The following is a 23994-nucleotide window of genomic DNA, read 5'->3' on the forward strand; positions in this document are numbered from 1 at the left end:
CCTACGGACCACCAACGGGCGGCAGATGCCACGGTTACGGGTGTGCAACCTTCCGGGGGTTGGCGGGCGTTATCTCGCGGACGGGGTTGAGAGGAGGGGTATGAAGGGTTCGGACGAGGCGGAGTTCACGGAGTTTGCGGCAGGGATGATCCGGCGGTTGCGCAAGACCGCGTACCTGATGTGCGGGGACTGGCACCGGTCCGAGGATGCGGCTCAGGACGCGCTGGTGAAGGTGTATCGGCGGTGGCATCGGATCAACCGTGGACACGGGCTGAACAGCTACGCACACCAGTGTCTGGTCACTGCAGTACTGGATCAGTCGCGCCGGCCGTGGCGTCGCGAACGACTGGTCGACGCGGACGAACCTCTGCCGTCGCAGGCCGATCCGGGCGGAGTGGTCGACGACCGGCTGCTCGTCGTCCAGGCGCTCGCCGCATTGCCGCCGAGCCAACGCGCCTGTGTCGTCCTGCGGCACTACGCCGACCTCAGCCTCGAACAGACCGCCGACATCCTCGGCATCGGTACCGGCGGCGTCAAGAGCCAGACCTCCCGCGGCCTCGCCCGCCTCCGCGAACTCCTCGACCAGACCGAAAGGAGCGCCTCATGACAACCGACATCGAACGTTTGCTGGCCGCTGCGGCGGACGACACCGATCACCCACCGAACACCGACGTCGACGACCTGCTGATCCGGGCCCGGCGCTCCGTCAGGAGGACGCGAATCGCGACCGTGTCCACCGCCGTCCTCACCACCGGCGTCATCATCACCGGCATCGCTACCTGGTCCGCGAACCGCACTGCCGGCGACGGCCCGGTCGGTACGCCGACGACAGGCCGGACGATCACGATGGACGTACGGACCGGGCGCATCGTCGACGACGAGACCGGCCACCTCGTACAGGCGCCACCACCAGTCAGTCAGCTGAGCGACAACAGTCTTCGCGACCAGTGCAAGCGCGCCGATCAGGAGTACCGCGACGCCGAGCATGAGCACGGCTCCAACACCTTCGACAAGGCGGGGCCGCTCGACGACAGTTGGAAGGTCGTGGTGAAGACCGGCTCCGGGGTCGCCGCGCAAGCCAGCTTCTTGGCACCGGACAACTCGATCGCGAGCACCTGCACGCTGATCGGGCCGGGCAAGGCACAGACGTACGGACGGTTCCAGACCAAGGCGATCACCGGGCAGGCGCCTTCCGAGGCCGACCTGAACGTTCCCCGGGTCCCGTCGGACGTCCGCGAGGTCCTGGTGGACTTCGACGGCAAGTCCGATCCGCAGCAGGCGGTGGTCGGCGAGGACGGCTTCTACAGCATCGGCGCTGCTGCGCGGACCGCCCGGGTGCACCGCATCCGTGGGTACGACGCGGCAGGCCACAAGATCTACGACGTGACGATCCCGCCGATCCCGACCACACCGGCACGGCCGCCGGTGCCGTCGAACGTCACGCTCAAGATCGCCGACCCGGTCACGCCGGACGCCGTGATGACGAAGGATCCCCAGACGGGCAAGCCGCTGGCCCCTGCACCGCCGGTGAGCCCGTTGACCGACGAGCAGGTCACGAGCCGCTGTCGCAGCGTGGACGACGTCTATCGGCAAGGATCCGGTCACGATCCGCGGGACACCGTCGCCGGACCGGTCACCAAGGACTGGAAGGTGGCGCTGAAGACCGGTACGGGCGACAAGCTCACTGCCGTACTGATCTCGCCGGACCGGAAGGTCTTCGCGTGGTGTCACATGCTGGCGGCGACGGCCAAGGGTGCGTACGACTACACCCGTGGTGCGGTTCAGGCGAACGGGAAGTTCCAGGACGCCTTTGAGTTCCTCATGGTGCCGGACGGTGTCGCGCAACTGGTCGTGGATCTGCCGGCCCAAGGCCCGACCCGGGCGCTGATCTCGAACGGGTTCTACATCTGGGGCCTCACAGGCGGCAACAGCAACCTCAAGCCCGTCCGGATCCGCGGGTACGACGCCCACGGCCGTCAGATCTACACGGCGCAGAAGAGCATCGACACCGACTTCGACTAGTCAGCTGAAGATCTCGCGGTAGACCTTGGCGAGTTTGTCGGGGGCGTGGTGCAGGTCGCGGTCGTCGTCGGCGATGTCGGCGATCACGAGCTCGGCCCCGAGGGACTGCGCGGTCAGGCGCAGGGACTCGGGGTCGGGCACGTGGCCGACGTCGGCCAGGACGACGTCGATCCGCAGGTCCGGCGCGTGGCCGGCCAGCACCTCGAGGTGCGTCTCGGGCGAGAACCCGTCGGTCTCGCCCTTCTGCTCCCCCAGGTTCAGCGTGAGCAGGCGGCGGGCGCTGGTCTGCTCGAGACCGCGGCACAGCTCGGGAACCAGCAGATTCGGGATGACGGACGTGAACCACGATCCCGGACCGACGACAACCCAGTCCGCCTCCGCGATCGCGACCAGCGCCTCCGGGCACGCCGGCGGATCGGCCGGGTCGAGCGCGACGTCGACCACATGACCGTCGGTCGACGCGACCTCCGCCTGACCGCGGATCTCGGCGATCGCCTCCGGGTGCGCGGAATCCAGCCCGAGCACCCGCGCGGTGATGTCCAGCGGTACGGCGGACATCGGCAGCACCCGGCCCTGCGCACCGAGCAGCCGGGCGACCCAGTCGAGGCCGTCGACCGCCTCGCCGAGCAGCTCCCACAACGCCACGATCAGCAGGTTGCCGACCGCGTGGTCGTGCAGCTCACCGTTGCTGCGGAAGCGATGCTGCAGGACGTCGGCCCAGGTCCGGCCCCACTCGTCGTCGCGACAGAGTGCGGCCAGCGCCATCCGCAGGTCACCCGGCGGCAGGACGCCGAGCTCGCGGCGCAGCCGCCCGGACGAGCCGCCGTTGTCGGCGACCGTCACGACCGCGGTCAGCTGATCGGTGACATGGCGCAGCGCGGACAGTGACGCGGCCAGACCGTGTCCCCCACCCAGCGCGACAACTCTGGGCGCCCTCGTCATTCCCGTCCCAGGTCCCGGTGTACCACCAACGTCGGTGAGCCTTTCTCACGCAGCCGGCGAGCAATCTCCTCGGCCATCGCGACGCTGCGGTGCTTTCCCCCGGTACAGCCGATCGCGACGGTGACGAAGCGCTTGCCCTCGTTCAGGTAGCCGGTCCGCAGGGTGTCCAGCACGTCCACATAGTTCTGCAGGAACTGCTGGGCCAGCGGATGGCCGAGCACGAAGTCTGACACAGGCCGGTCACGGCCGGTCATCGGGCGCAGGTCGGGCTGCCAGTACGGGTTCGGGATGAAGCGCATGTCGGCGACCACGTCCGCGTCCACCGGGATGCCGTACTTGAACCCGAACGACACCACCGTGGCGCGCAGCTCCGCATTCTCCTCGTCGCCGAACGCGTTCACGATCTTCGCGGCCAGCTGGTGGATGTTCAGGCTGGAGGTGTCGATCACCAGGTCGGCGCCGGCCCGGATGTCGCCGAGCAGCTCGCGCTCGCGCTGGATGCCGTCCAGCAGCCGGCCCTCGCCCTGCAGCGGGTGCGGCCGGCGGACGCTCTCCTGCCGCCGCACGATGACGTCGTCGGAGGCCTCCAGGAACAGCGTCAGCGGCCGGAACCCCTTCAGCCGCAGGTCGTGGATCGCCGAGCTCAGCTCGTCGAAGAACAGGCCGGTCCGGACATCGACGACGATCGCGAGCCGCGGCGCCGCGCCGGTCCCGATGACCTGCTCGACGATGGTGGTCAGGAACATCGGTGGCAGGTTGTCCACCACGAACCAGCCGAGGTCCTCCAGGACGTCGGCGACCGAGCTGCGGCCCGCGCCTGACATCCCGGACACGATGATCAGGTTGCCGCCCGTGTCGTCCATCAGTTCTCAGTTCTCCCTGGCTCCCCGTCAGGCGTCCCGGCAGGCGCCGGCACGTCCTCGTCCAGTATCTCGCCTGTAGCCGTGTTGACCGACGGAGCCCGGCCGGTTTCCGCCTTCGTTGCAGCAGCGTTAACCGCCAGTACGACGGACTCGGCCAGCCGCGGCCCGAAACCGGGCAGGTCCGCGACCTCGGCGATGGTGGCCCCGCGCAACTTCTTCAGCGACCCGAAGTGCCGGAGCAGGGTCTTGCGGCGGACGTCACCGAGCCCTGGCACCTCGTCGAGCGTGCTCTCGACCATCGACTTCGACCGGCGGCTGCGGTGGTGCGTGATGGCGAACCGGTGCGCCTCGTCGCGCAGCCGCTGGAGCAGGTAGAGACCTTCGGACGTACGGGAGAAGATGACCGGGTCCTCCTCGTCCGGGACCCACACCTCCTCCAGGCGCTTGGCCAGACCGACGACCGGAATGTCCCCGACGCCCAGCTCGTCCATCGCCTGCCGGGCGGCCGCCACCTGGGGCGGACCACCGTCGACGACGACGAGGCCGGGCGCATAGGCGAACTTCTTCGCTCGGCCGGTCTCGGGATCGATGAGGGTGCCCGACGGGTCGTCGGTCTCGGCCTGCGTGGCGCGCTCGTCGAGGAGGCGCTTGAAGCGCCGGGTCAGCACCTCGGCGATCGAGGCGACGTCGTTCTGCCCGTCGACACCCTTGATGACGAACCGCCGGTACTCGCTCTTGCGCGGCAGGCCGTCCTCGAACACGACCATCGAGGCGACCACCTCGGTGCCCTGCAGGTTCGAGATGTCGTAGCACTCCAGCCGCAGCGGCGCCTCGGGCAGGTCGAGCGCGGCCTGGATCTCCTCCAGCGCCAGGTTCCGGGTGGTCAGGTCGCTGGCCCGCTTGGTCTTGTGCATCGTCAGCGTCTGCAGCGCGTTCCGCTCGACGGTCTCCATCAGCGCCTTCTTGTCGCCGCGCTGCGGGACCCGGATCGACACCCGGGCGCCGCGCTGCTCCTCCAGCCACTCGGTCAGCGCGTCGGCGTCGTCGGGCATCGTCGGCACCAGGATCTCGCGCGGGATCGAGTCGGCGGACTCCCCCGCGTACGTCTGCTGGATGAACTGTGAGACCAGGTCGGCGGTGGTCGCCGTGCCGTCGGCCTTGTCGGCGATCCAGCCGCGCTCACCGCGGATCCGGCCGCCGCGGACGTAGAAGATCTGCACCGCGACCTCGAGCGGATCCTCGCTGAGCGCGATCACGTCGGTGTCGGTGCCGTCGCCGAGGACCACTGCGTTCTTGGCCAGCGCCTTGTCCAGTGCGGACAGGTCGTCGCGGATCTTCGCGGCGCGCTCGTACTCCAGCTCGGCGGCCGCGGCCTGCATCTCCTTCTGTAGCCGGCGCACGTACGTCGCGGTCTGGCCGGACAGGAACGCCGAGAAGTCGTCGACGATCTTGCGGTGCTCCTCCTGCGTCACCTCGCCGGTGCAGGGCGCGGCGCACTTGCCGATGTACCCGAGCAGGCAGGGCCGGCCGATCTGGCGGTGCCGGTTGAACACGCCCTTGCTGCAGGAGCGCATCGGGAAGACCCGGAGCAGCAGATCCACGGTTTCGCGGATCGCCCAGGCGTGGCTGTACGGACCGAAGTACCGCACGCCCTTCTTCTTCTCGCCGCGGCCGACCATCACCCGCGGGTAGTCCTCGTTGAGGGTGATCGCGAGCCACGGGTACGACTTGTCGTCGCGGTACTTCACGTTGAAGCGCGGGTCGTACTCCTTGATCCAGGAGTACTCCAGCTGCAGCGACTCGACCTCGGTGGCGACCACGGTCCACTCGACCTTGGCGGCGGTCGTCACCATCGCCTGCGTACGGGGATGCAGGTTCACCAGGTCCTGGAAGTACGACGACAGGCGGGCGCGCAGGTTCTTCGCCTTGCCGACGTAGATCACCCGGCCGCCGGAGTCGCTGAAGCGGTAGACGCCGGGCGAGTCGGGGATCGACCCCGGTGCGGGACGGTAGGAGGACGGATCAGCCACCCAACCACCCTAGTTCGGCCCGCCGACAAATCCGGAATCGCATCAAAGTCTCTACTGCTGGTCCAATGACAGACTTGAAGGTATGACTTCACTCGACGAACTCGACCGGATCCTTCGGCAGTACGCCGGTGTCCGGGTACTCGAGGCACAGGACGACTTCTTCTACCTGTACGACCCGGAGCACGACCTGCCTGCGGAGCGCCAACAGCCGTTCGCGACCATCGTCACCGGCGACCACTACGAGAAGGTGTCCCGGCTCGACGAGCCCGGCGCCTTCCGGCTGAACCTCGGCGTCACCAAGCCGACGTACGTCAACCTCTTCGGCACTCCCCCGACCGAACGAGACGCCGACTGGGTCCTGACCACCACCCACAACTACGCCGCCCGCGACACGCTCTTCCCGCACCCCTTCTACGCGTCGCAGTACTGGATCGCCATCACCAACCCCACCGGTCTGGACCAACTCCACCCACTGATCGACGAGGCGTACGGGTTCGCGCGCCGCAAGTATTCCAATCACCGGACGCGGCAAACCGGGTGAACGTTGCGGTCGTGTTGCGGGTTGGCCCATAAGGCTGGGTTGACCCCTGGCTGGGATGGGCGCGCTGCCTAGCGTGTGGACCAGGGTAGATGTGCAGGTCCTTTGCGTGAGGCAACAAGGCCTTGCGTCAACTCGAGGGAGTTCCGCCCATGTCCCCTTCCCTTAGCAGGCCACGTGCCGTTCTGGCCGCGGTCGCAGCATCCGCATTGGCCGTCACCGGCGCGGTCGTCACCGCGACCGGCAGCGACGCCGCGCAGCCGGCTCCGGTCTCCATCCGTGGCGCCGGCAGCCCGAACGCGATCCCCGGCAGCTACATCGTCGTACTCTCCGGCCAGACCACGCGGGCCCAGACCCGGGTCGCCAGCCAGAGCCTGGCGACGAGCTACGACGTCAAGGTCAAGGACCAGTACGACTCGTCGATCAAGGGCTTCTCGGCCAGCATGAGCGAGGAGCAGGCCAAGAAGGTCGCCGGCGACTCGCGGGTCGCGTTCGTCCAGCAGAACCAGAAGATCACGGTCAGCCAGGACGACCCGCCGTGGGGCCTGGACCGCGCCGACCAGCGCGACCTGCCGCTGGACAAGAAGTACGAGCCGTCCACCGATGCCAAGAACGTCAACGTCTACATCATCGACACCGGCATCTACGCCAAGCACCAGGACTTCGGCGACCGCGCGTCGGTCGGCACCGACACCGTCGGCGACGGCCAGAACGGCGTCGACTGCATGGGCCACGGCAGCCACGTGGCCGGCACCATCGGCGGTACGACGTACGGTCTGGCCAAGGCCGCGAAGCTGATCGCGGTCCGGGTGCTCGACTGCTCCGGTTCGGGCTCCACCGAGTCCGTGGTGGCCGGGATCGACTGGGTCACCAAGAACGCCAAGAAGCCGGCGGTCGCGAACATGAGCCTCGGCGGCGGCGCGGACGACGCGCTCGACGCGGCGGTGAAGGCGTCGGTCGGTGCGGGCGTCACGTACGCCGTTGCCGCCGGCAACGACGGCGCGGACGCGTGCCAGAGCTCGCCGGCCAAGGAGCCGTCGGCGATCACCGTCGGCGCCACGGACGACGCCGACCAGCGCGCCGACTTCTCGAACTTCGGCAAGTGCGTGGACGTGTTCGCGCCGGGCGTCGACATCACCTCGGTCGGTATCACCGGACCGGACGCGACCGCGAAGATGAGCGGTACGTCGATGGCGACGCCGCACGTCGCGGGCGGAGCCGCGCTCTACCTGGCCGACCACCCGGACGCCACCCCGGCCGACGTCGCGAAGGCGCTGCTCGCCAGCTCGACGCCGGACAAGGTCGGCGACCCCGGCACCGGCTCGCCGAACCAGCTCCTCTACGTAGGCGCCTCCGACCAGTCCTGACGCACTACTGACCCTTGCGTCCGAAGAAGTGTGGCCGTCGGCCCTCGCTTCTTCGGACGCAAGGTCGGGTCAGGCGGACTCGACGATGTTGCCGCCCTCGACCTTGACGTTCACCGCCGGCAGCGGCGACTGCGCCGGCCCGCTGACCGGGCTGCCGTCGGCGATGCTGAAGTGGCTGTTGTGGAACGGGCAGACGATCTGGCCGCCCTCCACCGAGCCGATCGGGTTGCCCTGGTGCGTACAGACCGCGGAGAACCCCTTGTAGGTGCCGGCGGTCGGCTGCGTCACCACGACCTTCGCGTCGCTGAACACCTTCCCGCCACCGACCGGTACGTCGGACACCGGGCCGAGCACCGAACCGCCGCCGGCCGGCGCACTCGACGACGGTGCGCTCGACGACGGTGAGGTCGCACCGCTGCTCGGTGCGGAACTGGAGCCACTGGCCGACGGCGCTCCACTGGTGGAGTCGCCGCCACCGCAGGCCGCGAGGAGCGGCGCGCCGGCACCTGCCAGGGCGACCATCGCCGCGCAGCGGAGTACGGACCTGCGATCGCGCAGTCCGTCCGCCGGTATGGCAGATGAAGTGGCCGGTGCCGTCGTGTCATCGCTCATGAATCTGGACCTCCAGGAGCTGATCGTCGAAGTAGTTGAACGCAGTACACCAGGTCAAACGACCTGATCAGCCGAACGGTTCACCTTGAACCGCACTTTGAAGGTTCCTGAGAATCAGCTGGCAGTCCTGGTCACCGTGGCGACCACCCGTGCGGCCAGCTCCACGACCGCTTGACGGGTTTCGGACTGCAGCTCGGACGAGTGCAGCGGCCACGCGCCCGCGACGTGCGCGTCGTACGGCAGCACCACCGGTTCGAGACCGCGCTGCCGGAAGGCGTCCCCGAGCCAGCGCGCCGTACCTTCGCCGGCATCCTCGACCAGGGTGATGACGACAATGCCGTGGCTGAGCAGGAGATCCTGTCCGGCCGGGCTCAGCGTGTCGAGCTGCTGCAAGCAGTAGCCGGCCGCCTGTGGCGCGGACGGGACGACGAGTACGGTGCAGTGTCCGGTGTTGGCCATCTCGGTGGCGATCTCGTCGAACATCGTGCCCGGGCAGTCCACCACCGCCAGCGCGACGTCCCGCGCCCCGGCGCTCTGCGTCGCGGCGAGCGTCGAACGGAGTGCGGGGACGGTCGGATCGCTGCGGATCAGGCTCACGCCCTCGATCGCCCCGGCACCCAGGTTGAGCTCGAGCCGCCGCGACAGCTCCGCACCTGCGGGATCCACGTCGACCGCGACCACCCGGTCACCACGCTGGGACGCGAGCATCGTCGCCAGCAGCGCAGCAACCGTCGACGTACCCCCGTCGATCACCGGACTCGTCACCCCGATCCGCCGAGTGATCGCGATCGGGCTTCGAATCGCCGCAAGATTGTCCACATCCCGCCGCAGCTTCCCCGACCCACCGATCACGGATGCCGCGTCAGAGGCCAACCTGCCCAGCTTCCGGAACACCGACCCACTGCTGTCCGGCTTCCCCCGGGGTTCCCACTGTGCCGACATCAGCCGCAGCCTATCGCCCTGCCGGCTGGAGTCAGCCATTCCCACGCGGGTCAGAACCGGTGCAGCAGGCTGGTGTAGACGCCGAACACCCCGAGCGCGGCCGGCACCGTCGCGATGATCGCGATCACCTCGATGTAGTCCAGCACCTGAGTCAGCCGCGCACGGACATGCTCGGCCGGCGTCAACCCGAGCCCTGACGCACAGAACATCGCCACGAGGACCAGCAACCCGAGCGCGATGAACGCACCGCCCCGACCGGTCACAGCAGCGATCAGTACGCAACCCGAGACGATGACGAAGGCAGCCGCGAACAGTACGGCGACCTCACTCACCAGCGGGTACATGCGCGACCGGGAGGCCAGCAGGAACGACAACAGCAGCGCCAGCGCGACCGCCCAGGGCGACCCGTCCCGGAGCAGCACGATTCCTGCCGCGGCCGAGGACACCGCGAGCGGTACCGTGGCCAGCGCGAGGCCCAGGTGCGCGGCATTCAGCGCGTTCTGTACGCCGTCACGCAGGATCTCCTGTCCCGCGGCACGTTGGTCGTCAAGGTTCGACAACCCGGACAGCGCCAGCGCCATCCGCGGCAGCAGGCCCAGGAGCAGTACTGCGATCAGCGCCGCCAGAGCTCCCACCCCGGCAGTGGCCAGGCCCGTGCCGACACCGATCATCCAGACCGCGACGAACACCAGGGCCGCGGCTCCCGCGACAACACCGCCGGCGGCGACCCCGGCCGCAGCGTAGAGAAGCGGACCGAACGCGAGGCACAGTGCGCCGACGGTCAGGACCAGCCCGAGCCGCCAGCCGGAGTCGAGCGCCCAGAAGCCGACAGCCAGGGCCAGCATGACGGTCGCGATCGTCACCAGCGGGAACGACATCAGCTTGTTGCCTGCACGCCCCAGAGCGATGCCCACGAACGCACCGATCGCCGCGAGTACGAGCAGCACTGCCGCCGTGAACGCCTCAGGCGCAGCCACCAGGACGGAGATCGCGCCGGCGATCACGGAGAAGACCAGTCCGGTGCCGGCGAGGATGCGGCGATGCTGCGGCTGGAACGCCGTACCTCGTCGTTTCAGGTCCGCGACCGCTTCCTCCGTCACGTCATAAACGGTCGGCGGCGGTGGCAGCTCCCCCTCGGCGGCCAGGCGCAACACGGCGCCGTCGAGCACCATCGAGCCGGCCAGAGTGCCTTCGGGCGGTACCAGGGTGCCGTCCGCCGTGGTCAGGAAGCGCCGCTGCGGCATCTCCTGCAGCGGTTCGTCGAGCATCCGGAGCAGGTCCGGCAGCAGTACGCCGAGCGGCTCGTCCGCGGGAAGCACTGCGTCCAGCCGGCGACGCCGACCGATCACCGTGACACGGCTGTACACACTCATCCGGCCTGCACCAGCTTCTCCATCACCTTCGTGTACTTGTCCCAGTCGCGCGGGTTCCGCCCGTTGCCGAGCGGGTACCAGATCGCCGGCCTGCGCGGCGGGCCGATCGCGAGGGCGGTCGGGATGCCCTCCACCGACAGGGCCTCCAGCAGTGGGCGGCCGTTCAGGGCTTCGAACCCGGCGGCGAGGCCGATCGGGCACGGCAGGCCGGCGAACCGCGGCTGGTAGGTCCCGTCGGCAGCACCGAAGGAGCCCATGACGATGGCCGAGATCAGCTCGAAGTTGTCGGCGACGTCGTCGACCAGCACACCGAGCTCGGCCGTCGAAGGGAGCTCTGTCCCCGGCTGCGCCACGCACAGGGTGACGGTCTCGTCGACGCCCGACATGGTCCGCCGCAACTCGAGGGTGCCAACCGCCGGCTTGGACTCGCCGCCGACCGGTCCCGACAGCACCAGCCAGGTCGGCGCCGGCGCGCGGCCCCGGCAGTACTCCGTCAGGGCCGCCGGGCTCCACGGCTGCGTCACCGGCTCCGACGTCGACCAGCCGGTCGGATCACCGCCGGCAGTCCCGGTGAACAACTTCTCCGCGAGGTGCCCGATCTCGAGCGACTCCGTCGCCTGGTGCCGCACCCGCACGGTCAGCTGCAGGTGCGCGGTGGGCGGTTCCTCGACGACGAACGCCGGGTGGATGTCCGGAGCCGGCTCGTCCGCACCGGTCAGCTCGGTGGTGAACAGGTCACCGGTCCACTTCATCCGTGCCCCGTTGAGCCCGTCGAAGTGCTCGTCGACGTCCACCGCCACGATCCACCGCGACCTCGGGTCGCTGAACAGCTTGGAGCGGACCGGCCAGGTCAGCCGCGTCTCCGGGGCGGTGACAAGCTGCACGCCACGATCTTGCGCGGCTGCTGCGGCGATGGCGTCCGACAGCCACGAGGACATCCCCACCACGGCGCGGTCCTGCATCACCACCGCAACCTGGTCGGTCACCAGGTCCACTCCTGGGCTGAAGATCAGCTCGTTCGGCATCAGCTCTGCTCCTGTCCGGCAGCGACCGGCGACGTGGTGCAGACGCGACCGCCGAGTCGCGCCACCTGGTCCTCCGCGTACCGATGGGCGATCCCACGCGCACGTTCGTCGGGAGCCGCCCGCACCTCCACCCACCAGGCCGGCGTCTTGACCGCGCCGACAGCTGGACCGAGTAGCCGTTCCACCTCGCCGGGCACCTGCACGAGGAGCGGAATCTCGATCGACACCACAGGCACGCCGTCTTCGTCGCACAACTGGACAACGGCTCCGTCAGCCACCGCACGCACTCCGAGGTCTTCCCCGGTCGCGCCAAGTCCACCGAGAATGTCGTCGCTCGTCGGGCGTCCGTCGAGCAGCAGGACCAGGTCATAGCTCATCTCGTAGCTCCTCCGTTCGACCGGGATCCGGCCTCGACCGTGTCCGACAACGCCGCCTGTACGAGCTGTGGTGCGTCGCCGCGCCGTACGAACAGACCGCGGCCAGGCGGGTAGTCACCCGGGTACGCTCCGGTGAAGAGCTGCCCCTCGCTCCGGTCGCCGGACATGACAAGTCCTGCCGTCCCCGACTCGAGGACCGCGGACAGGAACGGCTCGTACAGCTGCCGCGACGCCCCGGAAGCCCGCCGGGTCACGATGAAGTGCAGCCGGATGTCCCGGCCCGCGCCGACGTACGGCAGGAACGGGTCCATCGGTGACTGGCCGCCGGTCGTCAGCAGGTCGTAGTCGTCGGCCAGTACGACGATGCGCGGCCCGCCCCGCCCCGCCTCCGGCACCACGCCCGTGTCGTCGGGCATCCGTTTCGCAAGCTCCTGTGAGACGCCCGCCGCGAGTCCCGCAGCGACCCGGCCGGTGGGCGCATATCCGCCGACGTACGCGGCCGGGACGTACTCGCGCAACCCGCGCCGTGGATCCAGGACCGCGAACACCAGCTCGTCGGAGGTGTGCTGGTCGATGAGCTGCTGCACCACGAGCCGTACCAGATTGGTCTTGCCCGATCCACTGTCGCCGAACACGACCAGGTTGCTGTCACGGCCTGCCAGGTCCAGATACACCGGTTCCAACGCCCGCTCGTCCACAGCGATCGGTACGACACCTTGCCGGCCGGCCGTGTCCGTCAGGTTTGCCCGGGGCAGCTGCAGCGGCAAGATCCGGATCTGCGGCGCCCGCGGCCCGTTCCAGGCGGCCCGTGCGGTCATCGCCTGGGCATCCAGCACAGCAGACAAGTTGTCGTCGGACGCATCGCCGTCGACGCGCGGCAACGCCAGCTGCACGAACAGCTTGCTGCCCGGCGCCAGCATGCGGCCCGGACCGGACTTGCGCAGGACCTCCTGCAGCCGACGGTCGATGTTCGAGTCGGACGCATCGTTCAGCCGCAACTCCAGCATCGTGCCGAACAGCGCCTGGTTCTGCATCCGGATGTCGTTCCAGCGCATCATCCCGGCCACCACGTGGATGCCGTAGCTGCTCCCCCGCTGCAGGATGTCCGTCAGCGGCTCCTCCAGCTCGTCGAACGTCGTCCGGACGGCACCGTAGTTGTCGACGATCAGCACGACGTCCGCAGTCGGCAGCTCCGGGATGCGCCCCGCCGCGTGCTCCACCCGCAGACCTTCCATGGTGTCGAGTGCGTGGTTGCGGAACACCCGCTCACGGATGTCGATCATGGTGCGGATCTCTTCGACGGTACGGCGGACGCGCTCGCGGTCGGTGCGCAGCGCGACGCCGCCCACGTGCGGCAACTCGGAAAGGGCCTGCATGCCGCCGCCCGCAAGGTCCAGCGCGTAGATCGCGACCTCTCGTGGCGTGTGCGTGTGGGCGAGCGACGTGACGACCGTACGCAGCGCCGTCGTCTTCCCGGACTGCGGGCCACCGACGAAGGCCACGTGTCCACCGGCCCGCGTCAGGTCCAACCGGTACACGTCCTGTCGCTGCCGGCGCGGGTCGTCCACCACACCGACGGGCGGCTGCATCTGCGGCGCTCCGACCGTCAGCTGGAGTCCGCGGTCCGTGACGAAGTCCGTGCGTCCGGCCAGAGCGTCCAACGTGCACGCGGCAGGCAGCGGCGGCAACCAGATCTTCAGCACCGGCTTCGCCGCCGTACGGACCTGGTCCACGAACGTGTTCAGGACGGTCGGTCCGGTGGTGCGCTCCGTCGCAGTGGGTTCGGCCGGCGTACCGAGGAGCTTCTGTGGCGGCTGCTGGTACGTCGGAATCTCGTGCGGGCGTACGCCGACGGCCTCGTCCTCCTGCTGCTCGCCAGCCGGCGGCACGTACGGCCCGGAGACGTACGCGGCCTTGAACCGCTGGTAGACGCTGGTGTCCACCTTGAGGTAGGCGAAACCGGGCAGCGGCGGCAGGTGGAACGCGTCGGTGGTGTCGAGAACGGTCCGGCTCTCGTCTTCGGAGAACGTCCGGAGCCCCAGACGGTACGACAGGTAGGTGTCCAGCCCGCGCAGTGCACCCGACTCGATCCGCTGGCTCGACAGCAGCAGGTGCACGCCGATCGAGCGGCCGATCCGGCCGATCGACAAGAACAGGTCGATGAAGTCCGGGCGCTGGTTCAGCAGCTCACCGAACTCGTCGATGATCACGAACAGGTGCGGCAGCGGTGCCATCTCCGGGCGCTGCCGGCGGTAGAGGCGGTAGTCGGTGATGTTCGCGACGTTGCCCGCGTCCTTCAGAACCTGCTGCCGGCGCTGGACCTCCCCCGACAGGCTCGCGTACGCACGCTCGATCATGCTGTCGTCGTCCTGCAGGTTCGTGATGATTCCGGCGACGTGCGGGACGCCCTCGAACGGCGCGAACGTGGCACCGCCCTTGAAGTCGACCAGTACGAACGCCAGATCCTCGGGTGTGTGGGTCGCCAGCAGCGCCATCACCATCGTCCGCAGGACCTCGGACTTGCCGGAACCGGTCGCGCCGACGATCAGGCCGTGTGGGCCCATGCCGAGTTGCGCCGACTCCTTGAGGTCGACCAGCGTCGTACCCCCGCTGTCGTCGACACCCAGCGGCACGCGCAGGAAGGCCCGGTCGGAGCGCGGCTGCCAGAGCTGCTGAAAGTTGACCCGGGCAGCGTCGCCGATGTTCAGCAGCCCCATGAAGTCGATGTCGTCCAGCTGGACGTCCTCGTCGAGCGAGTCGGCGGACAGCCGGAGCGGCGCCAGCGTGCGGGCGATCCCCTCGGCGAGCGCCCGGTCGACGTGATCCACCTGCCCGCCGGCCGCGATCGGATACTGCCCGCGCAGGTCCTCCACGCGCACATCGTCCCCGTACACCGTGATGCGGATCGTCACCGCGCTCGGCTCCTGGACGCGGTCGGACACCAGATGCAGCACGGTCACACCGAGCTCCCCCGGCACGAGCGTGTCGTCGGCGCGCGGACGGACCTCTTCGGACACATCGCCGTACGTGTCGTGCAGCACCAGCAGCCGCTGCGTGAGCCGTCGCCGATCGTCGAACCCGACCGAGCCCCGCCGCGACTCCGTCGCCCATTGCACCCGCTCCGACAGATCGTCCGAGAGCAGCTGCGACAGCGCCCCGGGGCTGTCCGCGATCCGCCGGAACGGCGTTGCGCCGATCCGGCGATCGGGATCCTCGACGTGCGGCAGCCACGTCAACCAGTCCCAGTCCGCCTTGGCCTTCTCGGGGAACGCGGCAGCAACGGCAACATCCCCCGGCGCATGCCACACCGCGGCCTGGACGAGCAGTGACCTGGCGACCCGTACGACGCCCTCACGATCGCCCACGATGCTCACGTTGCCTACGTGATCCAGAGGCACGGTCAGGGGCATCTCCGGGATCAGCGTGAACCGGCGGACCAGTGCATTCGCCTCCGCCATCATGAACTGATCCGGCGGCTCCATCGCGGAGCCCGACTGCCCGACCACCGCCGGTACGACCGGAACGCGGCCTGTGCCACAACGCGGTTGCAGGAAGTCGCTGTCCGTACGACGGCGCTCCCACAGCCGCGAGACGTCGTTCACGCAGTCCAGCAGCGCGTCCGGCGGTGGGTTCAGCGCCAGCGCCGCAGTGCGGGCCTTGCGCTCCTGCACCGAGAACTCGTCACGCAGCCGCTCCAGGTAGTCCAGGTAGCGGGTGCGCTGGTCCTTGCGCTGCTTGCCGCCACCCCCGCGGCCGGCCAGCATGCCGCCGAGCATGCCGACCACGGTGACAACGGCCATGCCGATCCCGATCATGACCATCGGTCCGGACCGGCCCATGGTCATCATCACCATCGACCCGACACCACTGAGCGCCGGAAGGACCTGCATCATCGCGCCGCCGCCCCCGGCCCGGCCGCCGGCGCCGCCGAGCGTCGGCGCGGGCTCGATCACCCGCTGGCGCTCGGTCCCGGGCGCCGGTACCCGTCTCGCCGGGCGATGCACGATAGCCACTAAGGTTTCCTCCGCTGCCCGGTCCGCACAGAGGTGGGGGGACTTTGTTACGTACCAACTGAATGCCCGGCACACTTTAGTAGTGGGAGAGGGTGGAGATGACTGGCACGACGGACGATTCGACAGTTCTGAAAGCGATTGCGGATCTGGCGCCGATGTGGCTGCCGGGCTGCGAGGTCGACACCGAAGATCGCACCGTCGAGGTCGGCTGGGGTCGCGGGGCGCTGCAGATGTCCGCCGTCGTCGGACTGGGCGAGATCATCGATCGGTGCCTCCAGCTACCACAGCAGCTGTGGGCCGATCAGATCGAGGCCTGGCTGCGAGCGGTCGTCGCCGAGGGCGAGCTTGCCACCGAGGAGCACCGCTACGGTGACGTCGCTGTCCGGCAGCGGGCCATGCTGCTCCAACGCGGCTGGTCGGCCCGGACCGCGGGGCCGGTCGCCGACGCCCTGATTCCGTTCGGCGATCACTTCGAGGTCGTGGTTTTCATTGGCACCGCCAACGACTACCGGCGGCTCACCGTCGTCCGGCGCTCGATGCTCGGACTCGGTGATCCGGACGTACCGTCACCGGTGCAGCTGACCCTCACCCACATCGCCGACCTGCGCCCGGTCGAGCACGAGGGCTTCTCGGTGCTCCGCCGCGAGGACGACCCGCTGGTGTCGATGGCGATCGTGGACCGGGACAGGTTGTTGCCTCGCGCATCCATCGGGCTCGGCGTGCTGGTCGGCGTACCGCGACTGAGCGAGGTGGCGTACTGCGATGCCGATGCGGGACAGGACGTTGCGGATCGGCTCGCGCAGTACGTCGCGGACTCCTACCAGGACGCGACGGATCGGTGCAGCCAAGACCTGTACTGGCTGCAAGGAGACCGGATGGTGCAGATACCGATCACGCTCGCCACGCCGCCGGCCGTGGTGCTGCCGGCAGCGCTCCTGCCCTCACCGCGCCGTACCTGGCTGCGGCACCTGCTCGAGCAAGTCTTCCGTCGCTGAACTACTTGTTCGGTGATGCGCTCGGAGGGCTCTGCGACGCCGTGTTCTGCGGTGACGGGCTGACCGGGCCGGTGGTCGGCTGCTGGTTGTTCTGGTGCTCCTTGGCCGACGACGACTTGAAGTACGAGACACCCGCGCAGCCCGCACACGCGACCACGCCGATCATCACACTCGCGAAAACCTTGCCGGTCTGCTCCTTGAGCGAGTTCTTGGTCCGCTCGGAGCCGAACAACCACGCCTCCCGCAACCGCCGCCGCCGTACCGCCACGGACTCGATGACCTGCGTGCCGTAGGTGTTGCTCGACATCAGCCCTCAACCCAGTCACGCCACTGATCGATGTCCGGTGCATCGATCGTCGTACCGGCCGCGAACTCCTGAACAGCCCGCCCCGGGCGGTACGCGGCGATCAGGACATCCAGATCGTGACAGAGCAGCATCGGAGTCTCCGGGCGCTCCCGAACCAGCCGGTCGAACACCGCCCGGGCCTCGGCCGGCTGCGTCACACCGGACCGGCCGAGCCAGATGTCGATCTGCACCGGATAGCCGTCGATCGCCTGCCTGTCCTCAGGCCCGGGATCCGGCACCGTGTGATGGTTGGGCTGGATCAGGTACCCGACCACGCCGTCCACGGTCCTGGCCGGGCCACGCAGCCCGTACTCGTCCGGCTCGGTCTCGGAAGCGTTCGGAATCGGCTCCAGGGCGAGAAGTTCCTGCAGCGCCCTTGCCTCGTCGGAGGTCGTCAGCCGCGACCTCAGAAACAAGTTCTCCTGCGTGGACATCTACTGCTCCTTCACAAACGTCAACATCCGGCCGTCACCGAGAATGATATGGATCTTCGAAGCCAGCCGGCCGCCTCGCTGCGCCCGGGCCCCGCGGTAGGCAGCCCTTGCGGCTTGTTCAGTGAGGCCGACATTGCGACCGTCTACGACGACCTCGCCGTCGACAGGCGGCACCTGTCCGCTTCCGTGGTTGATGGCTCGCTTGGCTGCCGCAGGCGAGGAACTCCCCAGGGTCTTGAACTCTGTGATCCGGCCGACGTCCGACGGATCCTTACGGACCATCGCATCTGGGTTCCTCGTGCCCTGCACCCTCTGGTCCTCCGGGCGGGCGTCAACCCGCCAGCCTTCCTGCTCGAGCCGCTCGGCGACCGCAGGCTCGTCATAAATGAGCGCACCGTCCGGATCGTGCACCCCAGGAGCGAAGTCCCGGCCGAGCCCCTGGTGATGGAATGCAGGGTCGAACCCGGCCTTCACAGTCCTTCCGAAGTCCGCGTCCCCAGGGACCCAGTTCTGTGACTGCGGCTCGTACCCGCCCTGCTGCTGGTACTGCGCCGGCGGCTGCTGCTGCTGCGCGGGCGGCTGCTGGTGCTGCTGCGGAGCCTGGTGCCATTGCTGCGGATCGGTCCCTGGGTCGTGTCCGGCCGGCCCGAAGCTGGGATACGGCTGCGGCTCGGGAGGCATCGCCTCGCTCGGGTGGTACGGACCCGTGTGGTCACGCACGAACAGATGCCACCGACCGTCGGCGTCCTGGAACTTGGTCGCCCCCGCTTCGAGCCCTGCCGGAGCGTGCGCCCTCGGAACCGGCACCGGGTAGAAGTCCGAGTGCGGCAGATGAATCACCTCGTCGATGCCCTGCAACGGATCGCGCAGGTACGTCATGTCCTTCCCGAGGCGCGATTCGATGTGCACCATGATCTCGTACCGGTGCCCCCCGACCTCCTTCTTGTCGGAGTGGGTGAAACCCTTGTACCGCACGGTGCCGCCGAGTTCATGGGAATCGACGAACGCCTGCTGACCCCTCGGGTCCCGGATCCGTACACCTCGATGCACGGTGCCGTCGAAGTTCGGCATCTTGTGCATCGCCGAGATCGCACAGCGGACGACCGGATGCTTCTCCACGCGGACATCTCCGACGTGGAACGCCCTGTTCATGTTCTCCACGAAGTCGTTGAGCAACAGCTCCGAGGCCTGGATGTCGGTGTCGGTGAGCTTCGCGATCTCCTTCTCCCCGAGCCAAATTCGGCCACGCCGCCTGAACTCGTCCAGCTGGCCCTTCGAGTAGGGGGCGTACCGTTGCCGGAGCGCCTCGGCGTCGGCTCTCGACGCACGGAAGTTCGGATCCGCCAACTCGGACCGCCATGGGCCTTGCGGGTGCCAATCGCTCGGGTGGTAGGTCCGGGTCGACCGGCCGCCCGCCGCGACAGGTTGCACACCCTCGTACCACTGCTCCCGCGGCGGCTCCACCCCAGTGGGCCCAAAATGCCCCGGCCCACCCGGCACACCGCTCGGCCCAAAGTGCTCCGGCCCACCCGGCACACCGCTCGGCCCGAAATGCCCCGGCCCGCCTGGCGTACCGGTCGGCCCGAAGTCCTGCGGCCAATGCTCGACTCCCCCGTCCCACGGATCGGCGTGCCCCGCCGGCCCCGCAGGATTCCTCCGCTGGTCCGCCCGCGGCGGCTCCCACTGCGGCTGACCATGCGGCTGCGGCGGACCCGACTGACCACCCGGATGCGGCGCATACGGCCCACCAGGCTGGTACGGCGGACTCTCCGGGCCACGCTGGTACGGCGGATTCCCCGGCCCACGCTGGTACGGCGGATTCGGCCCACCAGGCTGATGCGGCGGATTCCCCGGCCCACGCTCGTACGGCGGGTTGCCCTGACCGTGAGGCTGCGGCGGACCTGAATGCGGCCCGTTCGGCCCACCCGGCTGATTCGGTGGGTTTCCCGGCCCGCGGTACGGCGGATTGCCCTCACCGTGAGGCTGCGGCGGCCCCCATTGCCCGTCCGGACCACCTTGCCCACCCGAGCGCGGCGGGTTTCCCTGGCCGTGCATGTGCCTCGGGTCGCCTTGCCGCCACGGGTCGCCCGGCGCTGCCGGTCCGTTCCGGGGAGGCACATGGCTGCCATCAGACGCCTGCTGCCACTCAGGCCGACGAGTGCCGTCGTCCGAGCCGCGTCCAGCATGTCCGCCCTGGAGGTGCTCCCACACTGCAGGCTCGGCGGCCGCCGGCGGATTGTGCTCCGCATGCGCGGCGAACCACTCCGACATCGTCGGGTTGGGTGGCGGAGCATCCAGGTCAAGGGGCGCACTCGGCTTCAGCCGGCTCTCCTCGCGAAGATGCCGCATCACGGCGGCCGACTCGTGCTCCGCGGTCCGTGGCGGACCTTCCCAATGCCCTCCCGGCTCACGAACGGCGAAGTGCAGGTGCTCGATGTTCACCGGCAGCGGGAGCTTGCTCCCGTCCTTGACCATGTCCCGCATGATGGCCGCGATCTGCTCGGGACTTCCGTCCTTCAGCTTCCGCGCCGCCTCCGAGATCTGGCCGTCGAACCACTTCACCGAACCGTCCAGGTCGACGAACGCCGCGAACCGGTGCCCACCCTGTTTGAAGGCCACTCCGATGTTGGCGTGCGTTCCGGGTGGACGTCCCTGCAGCCGGTCCCGGACTAACTGGAACGCATGGTGGTCGACCGCGAAGTCGCCTTCGTGACCGGGCGGCCGGACGAACGTGTTCTCCGGCGGGAAATCTCCCAGACCCATGTGTTCGAGCGTCACGTCGTGCCACTCGCCGTTGCCGGAGCGGTTGCCCTTCGCCACCCGCGGGGCATCTCCGTTCAGGATGTCGCAGAACCTTCGGGTGATCTCGGCGCAGTTCATCTTCAGCGCGCGGCTGCCGTCGAACAGGTTGATCTTGTGCGCCCACCGCAACAGCCGCTTCAGCGAATGCACCGCCCGCTCGCGAGGCTCCCCTCGCCGGCTGCCGACGCCTTCCTCGAGTTCGTCCTGATAACGCCCGGTGGGGTCGTGGTCGCTGAAGGAACCGGGATCCACCGTCGCCGGATCCCTGCCTTCGCCACCTCGCAGATGATCTGGCAGGTACTTCTCCGACTCTCGTTGCCGCTCGACAGGCGAGTCGTACCTCGGGTCGTTGGCGCCGTCGAACTTCTTCCCGCCGTCCGCGTGGCCGGCGTGCGCGGTCTGCGGCACGACCTGCGGCTCACCATCCGGCTGGCTCCCGTGCTGCCCCTCATGCCGGCCCTCGTGTGCTTCCACGACCGGCTCGTCAGCGTGCGAGTGCTGCGGCGTTCCGTCTGCGTTGTGCTCCGGCGCTCCATCCGCACCGCGATCCTGCGCTCCGTCCGCACTGCGCTCCTGCGCTCCGTCTGCGCTGTGCTCTGGTGTTCCGTCCGCAGGATCGGTACGCGAGCGCGGTGGCTCATCCGCAGCATCACGTGTCCGCTCGGCGCCGTCGCCCGCATTGTCACCGTTGGGTTCGCGGCGCGGTTCCGGCGTCCGGCCGCGTACTGGTTGCACGCCTTCGAGGCGCTCCGGGATCGTTGGCTCCTTGCCGGCCAGCCGGTCCGGAATGGATTGCCTCGGCGTCGTGGGGACAGGATCGCCGTCAAGACGTTCCGGAATTGTCGGGCGTCGTCCGTCCAGGGTGTCGGGGATCCGACCGCGCGACCCGCTGTCGCGCCCGGCTGCGTCACGCCCGGTGCCGTGCTCCGAAGTGGGATGAGGGGCTTCGCCTGCGTGCATGGGCATCACCGGCGGTGGAACGATGGGCGGTGGCACGACGGGGTCGGCCGTACGGCCGACTGCAGCCGGCTCGTTCGGCCGCGCGGGATGCCCCTCCGCCGAAGGCGTCGACTCGGTCCTCGCGGGATCCGGCGTGCTCTGCCCGGTGTGGGTCGGGTCCGGCGTGCTCTGCCCCGTCCGCGTGGGATCCGGTGTGCTCTGGCCGGTGTGGGTCGGGTCCGGCGTGCTCTGGCCGGTGTGGGTCGGGTCCGGACTCGTCTCTGGGTGCGACACCGGGTTCGAGGTCGACTCGGCGTGCGACGGATCCGGCGCAGAGGTCTCCGTCGGGTTCGTGCCGTCGGAGGGGGACGACCCTGCCCTCCTCGGGTCGTTGCTTACCGTCGGGCGTGCGTCGGCCTTGCTCGACGACGGGTCCGGCGTGCGCCCGGGGTCTGTCCGGGAGTCGGGCGTCCTGGATCCAGGATCGGTCCGTGAACTGGCACCCGGATCGGTCCGGTTCCCCGTGGTCCCCGGGTCGGTGCGCGTCCCCGTCTCCGGGCGGGTCGAGGACGTCGTCGTACCTGGCTCGGTGCGACCGCCCGGCGTCGTCGTACCCGGCTCTGTGCGACCGCCCGGGGTCGTCGTGCCTGGGTCTGTGCGACCGGTCGGGCCTCCCGGGTTGGGATCGGTGCGGCCGATCGGTGCGGCCGGCGGCGGATTGTGGGTGGCGGGGATCGGCGCAAATGGCGGTGGTACGACGGTCTCGGGGTGGGAGCCCGGTGGTGTCGAACCAGGGGGCGTTGTGCTCGGGCCCTGGCGTGAGTCCGGCTCGGTACGGGCCGGCGGTGTGCGCGGTGTGGTCAGCTCGTCGGGAAGAGTCGGCGTGGTGATCGGCTCGACGGACGGGACATGGGTGACGGGGATCGAAGGATGGCCGCTCGGTAGCTCGACCGTCGGATGCGTAGCTCCGCCGTCGAGGCCGTGCGTCGCCGGCAGGTCGATCTTCGGCGTGTTCTGCATCCTGAAGGTCCCACCGACGATCGGGATCTTCGCCAGCCCCTCGACCACGGAACTGACCTTCGGGATCTTCATCACGAGCCCGAGCGTCGCGTCGTGCATCGCGGCCCGGGTGCCACGCAGGTAGTTCACCGCGTCGATGCCCTTCGCAACGACGGGGGCGGCTCTGCCGAACTTGGACGCCATGGATGCCGCCTTGGCCTCCGCGATCACGCCGCCACCCGCGACCGTGGTAACTACGTTCGTCAGCACCATCCCAAAGGCCTTGCCGGGATTCTTGCCCCACTCATCCCACGCTGTGAATCCCTTTGCCGCAGCGGTGGCCGTCTCCCGCATGTCCTGCATCCACTTCGGCGATTTGTGCTGGCCTGTCGCGCCATCCAGCGCCGCCCAGGTGACCCACACCGGTGCAGTGACCACCGCAGCGCCCAGCTTGGCCAGGCCTTTCCATGCCTCACCCGAATCGTGAAAGGTCGGCATGTCCCAGCCCCATGTGTCCTTGGCAAAGTCCCGCACCCCCGGAATGGAAGCCAGCGCAGGAAGCACCGGGACCAGCGTCAGGAGCCCCTCGACCATGCCGCCAAGACCCGTGACGATGCCTTCGCCGACGTCCAGGAGAAAGTTCCCGACATCCTGGTACCACGGGTAGTCCCGCTCCACGGGCCCTCCCCAGGGCGGCGGCGGTGGCGGCGTCGGGAACTTGCCCTCCATAAAGTCCTGGAGCGCCTTCTGCCGCTCTTCCTTCGTCGGCCCTGGCGGAGGAATGTCACCTTCGTGCTGACCGTTTGCCTGCCAGCGGCGACCGCCGTACAGCGCAGCAATGTCGTTCGCCGCGTTCAGCGCCAATGCGGGAATGGTCATCGCAGCACCACCGGTCTTGATGATCCTGGTGGTGTCGCCACCGTTTGCATCGCCGGTGATGATCAGCGAGACGTTGCCGGTCACCGCGTTGCTCTCGTCGATCAGCGCCTGGTCGTTCTGCCAGTCCGGGTTCTTATTCTTCGCCTGCTCCAGCGCGTACGCCCGGTTCCGGAGGTCGTTGAGCTGGCGCGCAAAAGCGCGCAGGCCGATCGCGAATCCGGCCAGCACCTGCGCCACTTCCGGAAGCTTCGGCCCGAACTCACCAAGGCTGTCCTGGATCCGCTGGGTGGAGTTCACCAGCTGCTCACGCTCCGGCGCCTGGTAGCAGTCGTTGAGGTGCCGGAACTCCCTGTTGATGTGAGCGCCCACCTCGGTGAACTTCGCACCGAGCCCACTCAACGGCGAGATCTTGGACTCGATCGCCGCGGCGAGGCTGTAGACCTCGGATACCGGGATGCCTGAGGGTTGGGTCATGCAAGTAGGTCCTTGATCAAGA

Annotated in this window: 17 protein-coding genes; 5 read left to right on the forward strand and 12 right to left on the reverse strand. The window is 68.9% G+C overall.

From position 1 onward, the window contains the following. The first annotated feature begins 100 nt into the window (after positions 1-100). Entirely contained in the window at positions 101-607 is a 507-nt protein-coding gene (locus ACGFI6_RS24750; protein ID WP_393122327.1) for a SigE family RNA polymerase sigma factor, read from the forward strand. After that, a complete protein-coding gene (locus tag ACGFI6_RS24755) occupies positions 604-2022 on the forward strand; it encodes a hypothetical protein (protein WP_393122329.1) in 1419 nt (472 codons plus the stop codon). Before ACGFI6_RS24750 ends, ACGFI6_RS24755 begins: the two co-directional genes overlap by 4 nt. Here ACGFI6_RS24755 and yvcK read toward each other — a convergent pair whose 3' ends face one another. From yvcK to uvrC, 3 genes are read right to left on the reverse strand one after another with little or no spacing between them, the layout of a single operon-like run. Then, positions 2023-2964, reverse strand: a complete 942-nt coding sequence (gene yvcK / locus ACGFI6_RS24760; RefSeq protein ID WP_393122331.1) for a uridine diphosphate-N-acetylglucosamine-binding protein YvcK — start codon at positions 2962-2964, stop codon at positions 2023-2025. Next, positions 2961-3827: an RNase adapter RapZ gene (gene rapZ, locus ACGFI6_RS24765; protein WP_393122333.1), complete on the reverse strand. Its 867-nt coding sequence runs from the start codon at positions 3825-3827 to the stop codon at positions 2961-2963. Before rapZ ends, yvcK begins: the two co-directional genes overlap by 4 nt. Beyond that, positions 3827-5857 (reverse strand): excinuclease ABC subunit UvrC, encoded by a 2031-nt coding sequence (gene uvrC, locus ACGFI6_RS24770; RefSeq protein ID WP_393122335.1) that lies wholly within the window; start codon positions 5855-5857, stop codon positions 3827-3829. The genes rapZ and uvrC overlap by 1 nt, the downstream gene beginning before the upstream one ends. 82 nt (positions 5858-5939) lie before the next feature. Between uvrC and ACGFI6_RS24775 the strand changes: the two genes are divergently transcribed. Together ACGFI6_RS24775 and ACGFI6_RS24780 are read left to right on the forward strand one after the other, a co-directional pair. Then, entirely contained in the window at positions 5940-6398 is a 459-nt protein-coding gene (locus tag ACGFI6_RS24775) for a DUF6194 family protein (RefSeq protein ID WP_393122337.1), read from the forward strand. A gap of 149 nt (positions 6399-6547) precedes the next feature. After that, on the forward strand, positions 6548-7762 hold the full coding sequence (locus ACGFI6_RS24780) for a S8 family peptidase (RefSeq protein ID WP_393122339.1): 1215 nt from the start codon (positions 6548-6550) through the stop codon (positions 7760-7762). A gap of 69 nt (positions 7763-7831) precedes the next feature. Here the strand turns inward: ACGFI6_RS24780 and ACGFI6_RS24785 are convergent, their stop codons facing one another. The 6 genes from ACGFI6_RS24785 to eccCa form a co-directional block, all read right to left on the reverse strand. Further along, entirely contained in the window at positions 7832-8374 is a 543-nt protein-coding gene (locus tag ACGFI6_RS24785) for a Rieske (2Fe-2S) protein (RefSeq protein ID WP_393122341.1), read from the reverse strand. A 114-nt stretch (positions 8375-8488) separates the two neighbouring features. Next, the gene (locus ACGFI6_RS24790) at positions 8489-9316 is read right to left on the reverse strand and encodes a hypothetical protein (protein WP_393122343.1); all 828 of its coding nucleotides are present in this window, start codon (positions 9314-9316) and stop codon (positions 8489-8491) included. A 50-nt stretch (positions 9317-9366) separates the two neighbouring features. After that, entirely contained in the window at positions 9367-10689 is a 1323-nt protein-coding gene (locus ACGFI6_RS24795) for an EsaB/YukD family protein (RefSeq protein ID WP_393122345.1), read from the reverse strand. Next, entirely contained in the window at positions 10686-11714 is a 1029-nt protein-coding gene (locus ACGFI6_RS24800) for a DUF6177 family protein (RefSeq protein ID WP_393122347.1), read from the reverse strand. Before ACGFI6_RS24800 ends, ACGFI6_RS24795 begins: the two co-directional genes overlap by 4 nt. Continuing rightward, entirely contained in the window at positions 11714-12091 is a 378-nt protein-coding gene (locus ACGFI6_RS24805) for a hypothetical protein (protein ID WP_393122349.1), read from the reverse strand. The genes ACGFI6_RS24800 and ACGFI6_RS24805 overlap by 1 nt, the downstream gene beginning before the upstream one ends. Next, a complete protein-coding gene (gene eccCa, locus ACGFI6_RS24810; RefSeq protein ID WP_393122351.1) occupies positions 12088-16104 on the reverse strand; it encodes a type VII secretion protein EccCa in 4017 nt (1338 codons plus the stop codon). Before eccCa ends, ACGFI6_RS24805 begins: the two co-directional genes overlap by 4 nt. Positions 16105-16202: 98 nt before the next feature. Between eccCa and ACGFI6_RS24815 the strand changes: the two genes are divergently transcribed. After that, positions 16203-17099 carry a hypothetical protein gene (locus tag ACGFI6_RS24815; RefSeq protein ID WP_393122353.1) on the forward strand — a complete coding sequence of 299 codons (897 nt, stop codon included), beginning with the start codon at positions 16203-16205 and terminating at the stop codon, positions 17097-17099. Position 17100: 1 nt separating this feature from the next. Here ACGFI6_RS24815 and ACGFI6_RS24820 read toward each other — a convergent pair whose 3' ends face one another. The 3 genes from ACGFI6_RS24820 to ACGFI6_RS24830 are packed head-to-tail and all read right to left on the reverse strand — an operon-like array spanning position 17101 to position 23972. Next, positions 17101-17406, reverse strand: a complete 306-nt coding sequence (locus ACGFI6_RS24820) for a hypothetical protein (protein ID WP_393122355.1) — start codon at positions 17404-17406, stop codon at positions 17101-17103. Further along, complete coding sequence (locus tag ACGFI6_RS24825; RefSeq protein ID WP_393122356.1) at positions 17406-17879, reverse strand: hypothetical protein; 474 nt, start codon at positions 17877-17879, stop codon at positions 17406-17408. The genes ACGFI6_RS24820 and ACGFI6_RS24825 overlap by 1 nt, the downstream gene beginning before the upstream one ends. Beyond that, a complete protein-coding gene (locus ACGFI6_RS24830; protein WP_393122358.1) occupies positions 17880-23972 on the reverse strand; it encodes a hypothetical protein in 6093 nt (2030 codons plus the stop codon). Positions 23973-23994: the final 22 nt, after the last annotated feature.

Source organism: Kribbella sp. NPDC048928, assembly GCF_043197975.1.
Classification (GTDB): domain Bacteria; phylum Actinomycetota; class Actinomycetes; order Propionibacteriales; family Kribbellaceae; genus Kribbella.